Consider the following 14,219-nt stretch of genomic DNA (forward strand, 5'->3'; position numbering starts at 1 on the left):
GGAAACGCTCTAGACGGCCGGATCAGCCGGCTTGATGCGCCGGCGCGCGGCGGGCCGCGGCTTAGACGGATCGGGGTCCGCCTTACGGCCGAGATCGACGGCGTCGCGCAGCACGTCGAGATGGCTACGCGGGCCGCGCTCACCAGAAGGCAGCACCTCCCAGCCCTCGGCCGCCGTCGACCAGTAATTGGTGTGGGTGAAGATACGGCCGAGCGCCCAGGTCAGGCTGACCTGGATGTTGAGGATGCCGGGGCCGAAATTTTCGACCAGCGGTCCGGAGATCGGATCGCCGGTCAGCCAGCCATTGCCCTTGTCGTGGATGTTGGTCCAGCGCGTCGCGGAAAAGACCGCAGCGTGGTGTGGGTATCTAGGCGACCGCGAGGGGTAGAGGATGTTGGGGTTCTTGCCCTCAGACACCGGCGGGCATGTCGACAGCAGCCGCTCGTCGACCGCCTTGGCGAAGTCGGCCGCATTGTGCGTAACGAGGAACTCGGCATGGGTGAGCGGGCTGCCGAAGGTGACGAAATCGCTGACCTTCCAGCTGTCGAGCTTGTCGGACGGTGCGGTGCTCAGCTGCCGATAGAGCTGCCATTGCAGGCCGCGAAACTCAGCCAGCTCTGCGGCATCCATCGTGACCTTGGCGCGCCCGGCGCTGTCGATGGGCAGCGCCTTCTTGCCGACAGCGCGGAACGCCTTGAGCAGCTCCGGCTCGCTGCGCCTGTTGCGGCCGCTCGGCGCGCGTTCGGCCCACAACAGCTGCAATATGTCGTAGGCGACGATGGTGCCCAGGCTGTGGGCGACAACGACGATGCGGTCATAGGCCGGGTCGTCGTTCAGCCCGCGCAGCAGCGCCAGCCCCCTCTCCCGCACCTCTGTTCGCTTGACGATGGTGTCGGGCTCGGCCCGGACATAGATGGCGACGTCGCCGAAATAGGGCACTAGGAACTGGCTGACCAGCCAGCCGACGGCCACGGCAGCGATGCTCCAGACCCAGCCGGGGAAGAGCACCTTGCCCAGCCCGAACCACTCGATCAGGTTGGGAACGATGAGCAGCGTAGCGATCAGCGCAGTGACCGCCCAGGCGGCGATGTAGAGCCGCCGTGCATCGACGGGCACATCCGACCACTTGCGCAGCAAAAGGCCCCTCACCCAGGCTACAAGGCGCTGGACGGTGGTGCCCTGAGTAATGTCGGACCAGTAGAGCTCGTAGAACTCGGTCCGCCGTCCGTCGACGTCATCGGGCGTGGTGATGCGGCGCAGCTCGTAGGACCGCGCGCGCCGGTCAGGGTGGACCCAGCTCTTGTTGATCAGGCCATCACCGTCGGGATCCGGCTTGCGCGCACCGAACTTGCCTTCCGTCCGACTGAGATCGGAACTCCAGACAGCACTGACGAAGCTGCGGATGGTATCCATCGGCCGCTGCTCGCCCATGCCGTGGACGATGACCACGGCCTGGCGCGCATTGTCCTTGGCCGCAGGCCGTATTGGTGCGGGGCTGACATTCATCGCAAATCCCCCCTGACAAGAGCGAAGACTATTCAGCAAGCAGACTGTTCAGAAACAGGGGCAGCCTATGCCAGTTCAAGGCAACAAAAAAGCCCGGGTGTTGCCGGGCTTTTGTTTGTCGGGGTGTGGAGGGGCTGATGTGTTGTCTCAGTGATCCATGGCCTTGACGATTTCTTCGGTCATCTTCTTGGCGTCGCCGAGCAGCATCATGGTGCCGTCCTTGTAGAACAGCGTGTTGTCGATGCCGGCATAGCCGGAGCCGAGCGAGCGCTTGACGAACAGGCAGGTGCGGGCCTTGTCGACGTCGAGGATCGGCATGCCATAGATCGGCGAGCTCTTGTCGTCACGTGCCGACGGGTTGGTGACGTCGTTGGCGCCGATGACATAAGCGACGTCGGCCTGCGAGAACTCCGAGTTGATGTCTTCGAGCTCGAAGACCTCGTCATAAGGCACGTTGGCCTCGGCGAGCAGCACGTTCATGTGACCGGGCATGCGGCCGGCGACCGGGTGGATGGCGTATTTGACTTCCACGCCATTGGCCTTGAGCTTGTCGGCCATCTCGCGCAGCGCATGCTGGGCCTGGGCCACAGCCATGCCGTAGCCCGGCACGATGATGACCTTCTGGGCGTTCATCATCAGATAGGCCGCGTCGTCGGCGGCACCTGTCTTGACCGTGCGCTGGATGCCGTCGTCGACAGCTGCCGCCGTCTCGCCGCCGAAGCCGCCAAGAATGACCGAGATGAACGAGCGGTTCATGCCCTTGCACATGATGTAGGACAGGATCGCACCCGACGAGCCGACCAGCGCACCGGTGATGATCAGCGCGAGATTGCCCAGCGTGAAGCCGAGTGCCGCAGCTGCCCAGCCCGAATAGGAGTTGAGCATCGACACCACGACAGGCATGTCGGCGCCGCCGATCGGGATGATCAGGAGCACGCCGAGCACAAGCGACAATGCCACGATCAGCCAGAAGATGGTCGTCGACTGGGTGGTGACCAACAGCACGATCAGCACGACCAGGCCGATGCCGAGGGCAGCGTTGATCAGGTGGCGGGCCGGCAGCATGATCGGCTTGCCCGACATGCGGCCGTCGAGCTTGAGGAAGGCGATGACCGAGCCGGTAAACGTGATGGCGCCGATGGCAACGCCAAGGCTCATCTCGACCAGCGCCTGGCCGTGGATGGCGCCGACGGCACCGATGCCGAAGCTTTCGGGTGCATAGATCGCGGCAGCGGCGACCATGACGGCGGCCAGACCGACGAGGCTGTGGAAGGCAGCGACCAGCTGCGGCATCGAGGTCATGGCGATGCGCCGGGCGGTGACCGCACCGACGCCGCCGCCGATGACGAGGCCGAGCACGATCAGGCCGAGGCCTCCGGCAGAGGGCTTGGCCAGCGCCAGCGTGGTCACGATGGCGATGCCCATGCCGACCATGCCGTAGGTGTTGCCCTTGCGGCTGGTGGTCGGATGCGACAGGCCACGCAGCGCCAGGATGAACAGGATGCCGGAGACGAGATAGAGGAAGGAAGCGAGGTTCAGGGTCACGTCACTTGTCCTTCTTCTTGTACATCGCCAGCATGCGCTGGGTGACGAGGAAGCCGCCGAAGATGTTGACCGAGGCCAGCACCAGGGCGACGAAGCCGAAGCCGGTGGCAAGGCCGGAAGCGGCGATGCCGACGGCGAGCAGCGCACCGACGACGATGACCGAGGAGATGGCGTTGGTGACGGCCATCAGCGGCGTGTGCAGCGCCGGCGTCACCGACCAGACGACGTAGTAGCCGACGAAGATCGCCAAAACGAAGATGGCGAAGCGGAACACGAACGGGTCGACCGCCCCGCCGGTGACGGCATGTGCCGCATTGCCGGCAGCTTCGGCCGCACCTTCAGATGTGGCGAGATCCTGGACGCCGAGCCGGACGGCGGCAACCGCCTGGTCGAGCTGGTCGAGGGCTTTCTGAAGACCTTCCATCACGCGTCTCCCTCAGATGATGTCTTCGCGCCGGCGCTTGGCGCCGACTTCTTGGCAGTGGCTTTTTGGGCAGCGGGCTTTTTCGCAGCCGCCGGTTTGTCCGCTTTGGCGGGGGCCGGCTTCTTCGCCGTTGCCTTGGCAGGAGTTGCGCTATCGCTCGCCGGGTCGTCACCGCGGTTCTGGCCGGCCACGATCGGCTTGGGCTTGTCCGCAGCCGCAGCGGCATTGGCGAAGTTCGGATGCACCACCTTGCCGCCATCGGTCAGCATGGTCGCCTTGACCAGCTCGTCGTCGCGGTTGATGGCGATCTGCTTGGTGGTCTTGTCGACCATGGTCTCGAGGAAGGCGAACAGGTTCTTGGCGTAAAGCAGCGAGGCGGAGGCAGCGACCCGGCCCGGCACGTTGAGATGGCCGACGATCTTTGCCCCATTGGCCGTGGTCACGACCTTGCCCGGCACCGCACCCTCGACATTGCCGCCGCGCTCGACGGCGAGGTCGACAAGCACCGAACCCGGCTTCATCGAGGCGACCATTGCCGCAGACACCAGCTTCGGCGCCGGACGGCCCGGGATGAGTGCCGTGGTAATCACGATGTCCTGCTTGGCGATGTGCTCGGCGGTCAGCGCCGCCTGCTTGGCCTGGTACTCCTTGGACATCTCCTTGGCGTAGCCGCCGGCGGTCTCCGCTGCCTTGAACTCCTCGTCCTCGACGGCGAGGAACTTGGCGCCGAGCGAGGCGACCTGCTCCTTGACAGCCGGACGCACGTCGGTGGCCGTCACGATCGCGCCCATGCGGCGTGCGGTGGCGATCGCCTGCAGGCCGGCGACGCCGACGCCCATGATGAACACCTTGGCAGCAGGAACCGTGCCGGCTGCCGTCATCATCATCGGCAGCGCCCGATCATATTCGGCAGCACCGTCGATGACCGCCTGATAGCCGGCGAGATTTGCCTGCGACGACAACACGTCCATCACCTGGGCTCGGGTGATGCGCGGCATGAACTCCATGGCAAACGCCGTCACCCCCGCCTTGGCCATCGCCGCCACACCGGCCTCGTTGCCATAAGGATCCATGGTGGCAAGCACGGCAGCACCCGGCTTGTAGCCCTTGACCTCGGCCTCCGAGGGACGGCGCACCTTGAGCACCACATCGGCCTTGGCGGCATCGCCGGCCTTGCCGATGACAGCCCCCACCGCCGCATAATCGGCATCGGGAATGCGCGACAAGGTGCCTGCACCCGTCTCGACAACAACCTCGAAGCCAAGACCCACAAGGCGTTTCACCGTATCCGGTGAAGCCCCCACACGGCTCTCAATCGCATCCAACTCTCTGGGTATGAATATCGTCTGGCCCACCGTGACGTCCTTTCGGCTGGAACCTTACCAAACGTAAAGTGCCGGACGCACACAGACGCGTCGGCGCCTTACCAACGAAATCGACTGGGCTAGTGACGAAAAGACCGCCGACGCACCCGCACCAAAAACTTATCAGGACCATGCCCTGCCGGGCGCTTCGCCGGCAAGGTTATTGCGTGCAGCCGCTTTTGGTCCACGCCCTTCGCAGGAAGACCGTCGGTTCAGCTTCGACCGGAAATTGGCCGTGACACGAACCGGCGCGGGAACCCGGCGGCTGCCGGAAATCAATCAGCGGATATGGGTCGGCACGTCGCGCAGCAGATAGCCGCCGACGCCGCAGATGATCAGAAACAGCACGAGGCTGGAGAAGAAGCCGGCCGGCGTAAAGAAGCCGAAGGCCATGGCGATCATCAGCGCCACGCAGAACAGCGTGCCGTATTTGGACAGCATAATGAACATCGAATAGGTTTTCTCGTGCTCGGCGTAATCCATCTGCGCGCCAAGTTCGATCGGGCCGGTCGGCGTGGTATCAGCCATGAGAGTCCCCTCCGGAAAACGAGTTCAAGGGCACATACCTAAATGCGCGCTGCAGGGCAATGGAAAGATTGCCCCTTTGGCTGCGACAAGATTATCAATCCCCAACGGGGAAATAAATGCTCATTTGATCAAACGCAAGCGTTTGTTGCGAAAGCGATGACTGATATTGCGATGCCGGAATGGTGGCGGGTTTCGAAAAGCAGGGTGGCTGGCAGTGCGGAGGTGCCGTCCAGATGCGAATGAAAGCCTAGCTGACCTGGTTCGCGACTGGTCAGGCTGGGGCGGGTTCAGGTTGCGGCGGTTCAGGCCGGAAGCCTTCCGACTACCTGGGGGCGCCGGGCTCCGCACTGGCGGTGGATGAGGGCGAGAATGAGTTCAGTATGATCAGGCAAGGGCACGCCGCCACAGCGAGAGCCGCGCCGATTACTGGCCAAGGGGACAATGATGCTAGTTCTTGCAAGCCTCGTTGAGCGACCATGGCGCATGCGACGTGGCGAACTTGTTGGCTTCCTGATCGACCAGCGGGGCGATCATCTTGGCATCGGCGGTCAGCGGGTGCGATGCCTTGACGAAGCGGTTGCCGTCCCACTGCAAAAGCCAGGCGCTGCCATTGCCGGCATGGTTGGCGCAGGTCGTCGCGAACGGGCCGATCATGCCTGACATGCCGAGGGCTGCCAGCCTGGCATCGTCGATCTTGAGGTTCTCCAGCCCCCAGCGCATCTGTTCGCCGCTGATCAGCCTTTTGTCGAAGTGCTCCTGGGCCGCCTTTATCGCCTCGGCCGACAGCATCGAGATCATGACGCCGCGCTGGTAGAACAGCTTGTCGGGCGCCTCGGCAGGCGTCTGCGACTTGCCGGCGTCGATGACATATTTGCGGATGTCCTTGATCACCTCGGCATCCGGCACGGGCAGGTTCCACGACAGGGCGCGATAGCCCTTGGCCGCCTCGCCCACAGCCTTCAGGTCGTCGTCATGCGCCGACCACCAGATGCCGACGAGCCTGTCCATCGCAAAGCCCGATCTAACCGCCTCGGCCAAGGCACCCGCATTCATCGCGCCCCAGCCCCACAAGAGCACAAAATCCGGGCGCTCGGCCTTGATCTTCGCCCATTGCGCCGACTGGCTCTGCATCTCCTTGGCCGCCACAGGCACGGGCAGCAGCGTGAAGTCAAAACTGTCGGCATATGCCTGCAACAGCGGGATCGGCTCCTCGCCATAAGGACCGTCGAGATGCAAAAGCGCGATCTTCTTGCCACGCAGATGGTCGAGGTCGTCGCCCGATATGCCCTTGAGCATCATCGAGGCGCCGTCCCAGTAGCTGACCGGAGGATTGAAGGCCCAGGGAAAACGCTTGCCGTCTGCCATGGCCGAAAAGCCGTATCCCGGCGCGAGCACAGGTACCTTGTCGACGCTGGCCTTGGGCAGCAACTCAAGAGTGATCGCGGGCGACCCGGGCTGGGTGACAAGACTCGACGCCTTGGCCTTGTCGTAGCACTCCAGAGCCTTGTCGACGCTGAAGCCGGTCTCGCACTCGTCGTAGTTCAGCCTGATGCCGTTGATACCGCCGTCGCGCTCGTTGAGCATCAGCATGTAGTCGCGCTGGCCGTCCATCAGCGGAGTACCGGCATCGGCGAAAGGGCCGGTGCGAAAGGTCATATTGGCGACGGTGAGCGTGTCTCCAACAGCCAGCACCGGAGCGGGCAGGATCATCCCGAGCAGCAATGCGGCCCGCAACAGGTGTTTTGTGGTCGGCGTCGTCATTGTTCCCGCGGATTCCGGATCACATTGCCGCCGACCTTACGCGAAGCTCAGGCGGCTTCGCGAAAATATTTTGCCGTCGGCAGGATGGTCAGCGGCGCGAGCTCGCCCATCGGCTGCCTGCTGAACATCAACCTTTGTTCCATCGGCGTCGACTTGAAGAATGGGAAACGCTGGAACGAGCGCTCGCGGATGCTGTTGACGTCGGCGCGATAGAGCACGACCTGGTAGTTGAGGCCGGGATAATCGCGCAACTCGCCGATCTGCTCCGACTTGTAGATGCGGCGGTAGAAGCCGGCATGCTCGGGACGAATGGTCGACAGGCAGTAAGGCGCGTCGAAATAGAAGCAGGCCATGCCGGCCAGGCGCAGCGTGAGATAAGGTATCTGCGGATAGACACGCGACCAGTCCGGATCTGCAGCGAAGCGGCTGGGATCGACGAAGTTGGCGCCGGCCGCCAGCTGGGGGCGCAGGATATCGCCATAGACGGTCGTCGACGGCGACGCCGGCGTTTCGCGACAGGCATGATGGATGCGCAGCGTGCTGACCAGTTGGCCATCGATGTAGATGCCGAATTTGTAGCAGTTCTCGGCATCGTCGAGATCATCATGGATGGTGTGGTCGGGATTTTCCGACACCATGTCGCTCAGACGGTACGACTTGTAGCGGAGGCGATAGATGTCTTCGAGGTCTTCGCCCTTGTCGCAGCGCCGGTATTCGGCCCGCTCGAGCAGACTTGAAACATGGCTCGCGAAACTCGAGCCTTCACCGGACACACTGCCACTCTTGACGTCGGCGTCGCCGCCGGACGTCGCTTGATGGATCGTCATGGTATTCCCCGTACTTCCGCCCAATCGAAGGGTAGCGGAGGCCGGTTTGATGTAAAGATAAAATTCAAAATGTTCCTATTTACCTTCCATTAAGGTTAACAATTAATGGAAAAACAAGCGTTTTTGCCAGTTGCGCGACCTGCCCTTCCGCTTACTTTATCGACGGGCTGAAATGCGTGCGAGACCGATGTCCTTGGCAAAGGGCCAGACGGTGTTGGACATGGTTTCAATGCCGGACGACGACAGCGCCGAACCGAACAGGAAGCCCTGGACGAGGTCGGGGTGGACCTCGACAGCGAGGATCTTGAGCTGTTCGAAGGTCTCGACGCCCTCGACGGTGACCGACAGGCCGAGCGGCCGTGACAGGTCGACGATGCCTTTCAGCAGCTTCAGCGAGCGCGGATTCTGCGCGACATCGGCAAGGAAGCTGCGGTCGATCTTGACCTTGTCGAGCGGCAGCTTGTGCAGATAGCTCAAGCTGGAATAGCCGGTACCGAAGTCATCGAGCGCAATGCGCACGCCCAGTGCCTTGAGTTCCTCGATGTAGCTGCGCGTCGACGACTTGTCGTCGAGCAGCGCCGTCTCGGTGACTTCGATTTCGAGACGATGCGGCGCGAGGCCTGAAGCCACAAGCGCGCCGCGGACCTTCTCGACGACATCGCGGTCGCGGAAGTCCTTGGCGGACAGGTTGACCGACACGCCGATCGGCGCCGGCCACTTGGCGCATTCGGCGCAGGCTGCCTGCAGCACGAAGGTGCTGATGTCGGAGATGATGCCCATCTCCTCGGCGAGCGGAATGAAGGTTGCCGGCGAGACCGGGCCAAGCTCTGGATGGTCCCAACGGCACAACGCCTCGCAGCTGGCGATACGCATCGTGCTCATCGAAACGATCGGCTGGTAGACCACGCGGAGCGCGCGCGCTTCAACCGCATTGCGCAGATCGGCCTTCATCAGCTGGCGATTGCGGAAGGCGGCGTCCATCACCGCCTCGAACAGCTGCCAGCTGTTCTTGCCGGATTCCTTGGCCTTGTAGAGCGCGAGGTCGGCCTTGACGATCATCGCATCGACATCGGATTCACGCACCTTGCCGAGCACGGCGCCGCCGCTGGCCTGGATGCGCAGCACATGGCCAGCGACATCGACCTCGCCCTGCAATTCGGCGAACATGCGGTCGAGCATCAGCTTGAGATGGCTCTCGTCATCGACCTTGTCGAAATAGATCATGAACTCGTCGCCGCCGAAGCGGCTGACCTTGACGGCATCGGAGGCAAACGCTGCCAGCCGCTCGGCGACGGCGTAGATCAGCCCGTCGCCGACAGGATGACCAAGCGTGTCATTGACGCTCTTGAAGTCGTCAAGGTCGAGCACGGCGAGCGCGCACAGCCGTTCGCGGTCGCCGGAGAGTACGCATTCAGCCGCCACTTCATGGAAATAGGCGCGGTTGGGCAGCCCGGTCAGGCCATCGTAGCGGGCCATGAAACGAATCTTCTCTTCGGCGGCGACACGAGCTGTCACGTCCTCGAAGGTGATGACGCCAAGCTCCTGGCTGCCTTCGCGCGCCGAGAACTCCAGGCACTGGCCGTTGGCGAGCGAGACCAGAACCTTGCGGTCCCTGCCCTCGCGCAAAGCGCGGGTCAGCTGTGCCTCGATGTAGCGGCAATCCTTGAGCGCGAGTTGGCCGCCGGCGACGCCGCGCATCAGCAGGCCATGGATCGAGCGGCCGAGCAGCGCCTCGGGCGATTTGACCGACATCAGATGCGCAGCTTCCGCGTTGGCCACAGCCACGCGACCGTCGGGGCCGAGCATGACCAGGCCGTGCGACATGGTGTTGAGGGCACGATTGAAGCGCTGGGCGATGCGGTTGGCCTTCTTCTCCTCCGGCACTGCGGTGAACAGCACGTCGCGCACCGTGTCGGCGAATTTGCGGATGGCGTAGAGGAACGGCGCTGACAGCAGGCCCAGGAAGACGTGGTAAAAATCGCCACGCAGCAGAAAGCCGAGCGAGATCGCCCAGGTCATTGTCACGGTGAAGATCATCACCATGCGCGGCGAGCCGTAATTGCGGCCGGCAATCGAGGTGGCCGATGCAAGCGTCACGCAGACCGAGGCGATTTCGGCGAAAGGATCATAGGCGAAATAGATGCCGGCGAGGCAGAACGAGCCCAGCGCCAGGCCATGCAGAGTGCCATAGAGGATGTAGTCGTTTTCGCGCTTGTGCGCTTCTTCCCACGTCGTGGCAGCCGGTAAGCTGTTGTATTTGCGGAAGTTTCGCATGCGCAACGTGGCGACGAGCACCATGAACAGCGCAACGACAAGATAGAGCGGGTGAGCGGTTTTCCACCAGACGACGCCGATCAGGACCGTCTGCGCAACCATACCAACAGCCAGCGTCGCGCCATCGCGGAAAAGCGTTTCCACGAAGGGTATGTAGACGTCGACCGGTATCTCGTTGTTTCTTCTGCGCATCCGAGGCCTGCCTGGGAGGCCAAGGACTGCCACATCCACCTTAAGAAAGGCTTAGAAAGCGCGCACTTATACGCCAGTAACGCCACTCAATCGCGTGCCACAACTTCTAATTTAGGTTCAGGTAAACAAGTCGTATCGCCTATTCGGCAGCCTGGAGCGTGGGGCTTACCGGCGCGGCAGCCAACCTCTTGACCAACCGTTCCCGTTCCCCCGATGCCTTGTCGACGCTGGCATGCTTTACGTGACCATAGCCGCGGATCAGCTGCGGCACCGATGCCAATGCGGCCGCAGCGTCAAGATTGTCGCTCGTAAGTGCGCCCCGGATCAGCTCGAGATCGGCCTCGTAGCGGTCGAGCAATGCACGCTCCATACGTCGCTCGGCGGTGTAGCCGAAGATGTCGAGGGCACCACCCCGCAGGCCCTTCATCGCCGAAAGCAGCCTGAAGCCCTTCATCATCCACGGACCGAAGCTCGATTTGCGCGGCACCCCGTCAGCACCCTTGCGGCCGAGGATCGGCGGCGCAAGATGGAACTCAAGCCGGTCGTAGCCTTGGAATTGCTTGGCCAGCTCGCGTTGGAACGAGCCGTCGGAATAGAGCCGCGCAACCTCGTATTCGTCCTTGATCGCCATCAGCTTGAACAGCGAGCGCGCCGCCGCATCGGTGACGATTGTCGAGCCCGGCTTAGCCTTCTGCTCGGCGGCGCGGAGCGCGGCGATGCGGCCGGTGTAGCGCTCGGCATAGGCAGCGTTCTGATAGGCTTTCAGGAACGCGGCGCGGCGCGCGATCATCTCATCGAGTGTCTGGGCGACGACAGGCTCATCGCCGCGGGTGGTCCGGCCGATCATGGCGCGGACGAACTCCGGATCATGGGCGGCGCGGCGGCCCCAGCGGAACGCCGCGACATTCATCGCCACCGCTTCGCCATTGAGAGCGATCGCCTTTTCGACCGCTTCAGTCGACAGTGGCAGGCCGCCATGCTGGAAAGCAAAGCCGAGCATGAACATGTTGGCACCGAGCGAATTGCCGAACAGCGCAGATGCGGTGCGGGTGGCATCGAAGAAATGCGCGTTCGCCTCGCCCGCCGCATCGCGGATCGTCTTCTTCAGCCGCTCCGTCGGCAGCGAAAAGTCGGCCGAGCGCGTGAACTCGCCGGGCATGATCTCTGCGGTGTTGGCGACGAAGATGGTGTGGTTTTCGCGAACCGCCGCCAGCACCTTCTTGGCGCCCGACACGACGAGGTCGCAGCCGAGGATCAGGTCGGCCTTGCCGGCCGAGACGCGGATGGCGTTGATGTCGTCCGTCGAACGGGCGATGCGGACATGGGTGAACACCGAACCGCCCTTCTGGGCGAGGCCGGCCATGTCGATCATGCCGCAGCCTTTGCCTTCGAGGTGGGCGGCCATGCCGAGGATCGCGCCGACGGTGACGACACCAGTGCCACCGACGCCGTCGATGATCGCTGCCCAGCCGTCGCGGTCGAGCGCAAAAGGCTTCGGCTCCGGCACACCCTGCAACGCGTCACTGGTTCCGGCGATGCCTTCGGCCTTGCGGATCTTGGCACCATGCACCGTCACGAAGGACGGGCAGAAGCCGTTGACGCAGGAAAAGTCCTTGTTGCAGCTCGATTGGTCGATCTTGCGCTTGCGACCGAACTCGGTTTCGACAGGCTGGATCGAGACACAGTTGGACTTGACGCCGCAGTCGCCGCAGCCCTCGCAGACGAGCTCGTTGATGAAGACGCGCTTGTCCGGATCGGGAAAGGTGCCGCGCTTGCGGCGACGGCGCTTCTCGGCAGCGCAGGTCTGGTCATAGAGCAGGACGGTGACGCCCTTGATGTCGCGCAGCTCGCGCTGAACGAGGTCGAGATCGTCGCGGTGATGGAAGGTTGTACCGGCAGGAAACTGAGAACGGCCGCCATATTTGTCCGGCTCGTCGGTGACCACGGCGATGCGCTCGACGCCCTCGGCACGGACCTGGCGGGCAATCATGTCCACGGTCAGGCTGCCTTCATGCGGCTGGCCGCCGGTCATCGCAACCGCGTCATTGTAGAGGATCTTGTAGGTGATGTTGGCATCCGAGGCGAGCGCGAAGCGGAGCGCCAGCGTGCCGGAGTGGTTGTAGGTGCCGTCGCCGAGATTCTGGAAGATGTGCTCGCGCTTGGTGAACGGCGCCTGGCCGACCCATTGCGCGCCCTCGCCGCCCATGGCGGTGAAGCCGACGGTGCTGCGGTCCATCCACAACGACATGAAGTGGCAGCCGATACCGGCGCCGGCGATCGAGCCCTCAGGCACCTTGGTCGAGGAATTGTGCGGGCAGCCGGAACAGAAGAACGGCGTGCGCGACGCCACGTCCTTGGTGTCGGCCAGCATCGCTTGGTACTGGCGCAAGCGGCTGACGCGGGCGGCGATCTCTTCCGACGGGCCGATGACCTTGAGCACGCGCTCGCCGATGGCAATGGCGATGTCGTTGGGGTCGAGCGCGCCCTTGGCCGGAAACAGCCAGTCGCCGCGCTCGTCCCGCTTGCCGACGACCTTGGGCTGCATCGAGGTGCCGTAGAGCTCCTCGCGCACCTGAACCTCTAGCAACGAACGCTTTTCCTCGACGACGACGATCATCTCGAGGTCACGGGCAAACTCCCTGATGTGCTCGATGTCGAGCGGCCACGGGCAACCGACCTTGAACAGGCGGATGCCGAGCTGGTTGGCGCGACTCTCGTCGATGCCGAGATCGTCGAGCGCCTGGCGCACGTCGAGAAAGCTCTTGCCGACGGTGATGATGCCGATCTTGGGTTTGCGGCCGCCGGAATAGACGATGCGGTTGATGTTGTTGGCGCGGATGAACGCGGACGCAGCCGCCCGCTTGTATTCGTGCAGCCGCGCTTCCTGACCGAGCTGGTCGAGCTCGTGGCGGATGTTGAGCCCGCCTGAGGGCATGTCGAATTCGGGGATGACGATGTTGAGCCGACCGAGCGAGGCATCAACGGAGGCCGTCGATTCGATGTTGTCCTTCACGCATTTGATTGCCGCCCAGGTGCCGGCGAAGCGCGACAGGGCAAAGCCGTAGAGTCCGTAGTCGATCAGCTCCTGCACCCCGCCCGGATTGAGGATCGGGATCATCGTGTCGACGAACAGGAACTCGGTGGCGTGTGCGTTGGTCGAGGATTCGGCGGTATGGTCGTCGCCCATCAGCGCCAGAACGCCGCCCTTCTTCGAAGAGCCGGCGAGATTGGCATGACGGAAGACATCGCCCGAGCGATCGACGCCGGGACCCTTGCCGTACCAGACGGAAAAGACGCCGTCGTGCTTGCCTTCGCCCATAAGCTCAGCCTGCTGCGAGCCCCAGCAGGCCGTGGCGGCGAGTTCTTCGTTGAGACCGGGCTGGAAGACGATGTTGGACTGCGCCAGCTGCGTCTTGGCTTTCCACAGCTGCAGGTCGAGGCCGCCAAGCGGCGAGCCGCGATAGCCCGAGACGAAGCCCGCCGTATCGAGGCCGGCGAGCCTGTCGCGCTCGCGCTGCATCAGCAGCATGCGGATGACGGCTTGCGCGCCGGATAGAAAAATCCGCTCCTTGCCCAGATGGAACTTGTCGTCGAGAGCGACGTCGTGAAGCGTCATCAGCATTTCCTGTGCCCCAACCACCCTCGATTCGGGCGGCTGACCTTGGGTAGCTTAGCGATAGCTTTTCCGGGCGCGGCTGTCGCGTCAAACGAAATTCTTTGCCTGGGAAAAAGAACAATCGAAGGTGCCGATCGGCGTCGACCGCGCACGAATACGCAAGCGGAAGCCGTCCAGGCGAA

The 14,219-nt window shown here is 63.3% G+C and carries 9 protein-coding genes; all 9 read right to left on the reverse strand.

All coding sequences use genetic code 11. The annotated features are described in order from the left end of the window. Positions 1 to 9: 9 nt before the first annotated feature. The gene (locus Amn_RS22295) at positions 10 to 1,506 is read right to left on the reverse strand and encodes a hypothetical protein (protein ID WP_154386938.1); all 1,497 of its coding nucleotides are present in this window, start codon (positions 1,504 to 1,506) and stop codon (positions 10 to 12) included. Positions 1,507 to 1,653: 147 nt separating this feature from the next. Then, positions 1,654 to 3,051: an NAD(P)(+) transhydrogenase (Re/Si-specific) subunit beta gene (locus tag Amn_RS22300; RefSeq protein WP_185910326.1), complete on the reverse strand. Its 1,398-nt coding sequence runs from the start codon at positions 3,049 to 3,051 to the stop codon at positions 1,654 to 1,656. 1 nt (position 3,052) lies between these two features. After that, on the reverse strand, positions 3,053 to 3,475 hold the full coding sequence (locus tag Amn_RS22305; protein ID WP_067958142.1) for a proton-translocating transhydrogenase family protein: 423 nt from the start codon (positions 3,473 to 3,475) through the stop codon (positions 3,053 to 3,055). Beyond that, complete coding sequence (locus Amn_RS22310) at positions 3,475 to 4,830, reverse strand: Re/Si-specific NAD(P)(+) transhydrogenase subunit alpha (RefSeq protein ID WP_286291979.1); 1,356 nt, start codon at positions 4,828 to 4,830, stop codon at positions 3,475 to 3,477. Before Amn_RS22310 ends, Amn_RS22305 begins: the two co-directional genes overlap by 1 nt. 288 nt (positions 4,831 to 5,118) lie before the next feature. After that, on the reverse strand, positions 5,119 to 5,367 hold the full coding sequence (locus Amn_RS22315) for an aa3-type cytochrome c oxidase subunit IV (protein WP_067958134.1): 249 nt from the start codon (positions 5,365 to 5,367) through the stop codon (positions 5,119 to 5,121). Between the two features lie 447 nt (positions 5,368 to 5,814). After that, entirely contained in the window at positions 5,815 to 7,128 is a 1,314-nt protein-coding gene (locus Amn_RS22320; protein WP_286291982.1) for an ABC transporter substrate-binding protein, read from the reverse strand. Between the two features lie 47 nt (positions 7,129 to 7,175). Further along, on the reverse strand, positions 7,176 to 7,955 hold the full coding sequence (locus Amn_RS22325; protein WP_286291984.1) for an N-acyl amino acid synthase FeeM domain-containing protein: 780 nt from the start codon (positions 7,953 to 7,955) through the stop codon (positions 7,176 to 7,178). Between the two features lie 156 nt (positions 7,956 to 8,111). Next, positions 8,112 to 10,421, reverse strand: coding sequence for a putative bifunctional diguanylate cyclase/phosphodiesterase (locus tag Amn_RS22330; protein ID WP_286291986.1), 2,310 nt, complete (start codon positions 10,419 to 10,421; stop codon positions 8,112 to 8,114). A gap of 139 nt (positions 10,422 to 10,560) precedes the next feature. Then, the gene (locus Amn_RS22335; RefSeq protein ID WP_286291988.1) at positions 10,561 to 14,037 is read right to left on the reverse strand and encodes an indolepyruvate ferredoxin oxidoreductase family protein; all 3,477 of its coding nucleotides are present in this window, start codon (positions 14,035 to 14,037) and stop codon (positions 10,561 to 10,563) included. Positions 14,038 to 14,219: the final 182 nt, after the last annotated feature.

This window comes from Aminobacter sp. Y103A, from assembly GCF_030294925.1.
Classification (GTDB): domain Bacteria; phylum Pseudomonadota; class Alphaproteobacteria; order Rhizobiales; family Rhizobiaceae; genus Aminobacter; species Aminobacter ciceronei.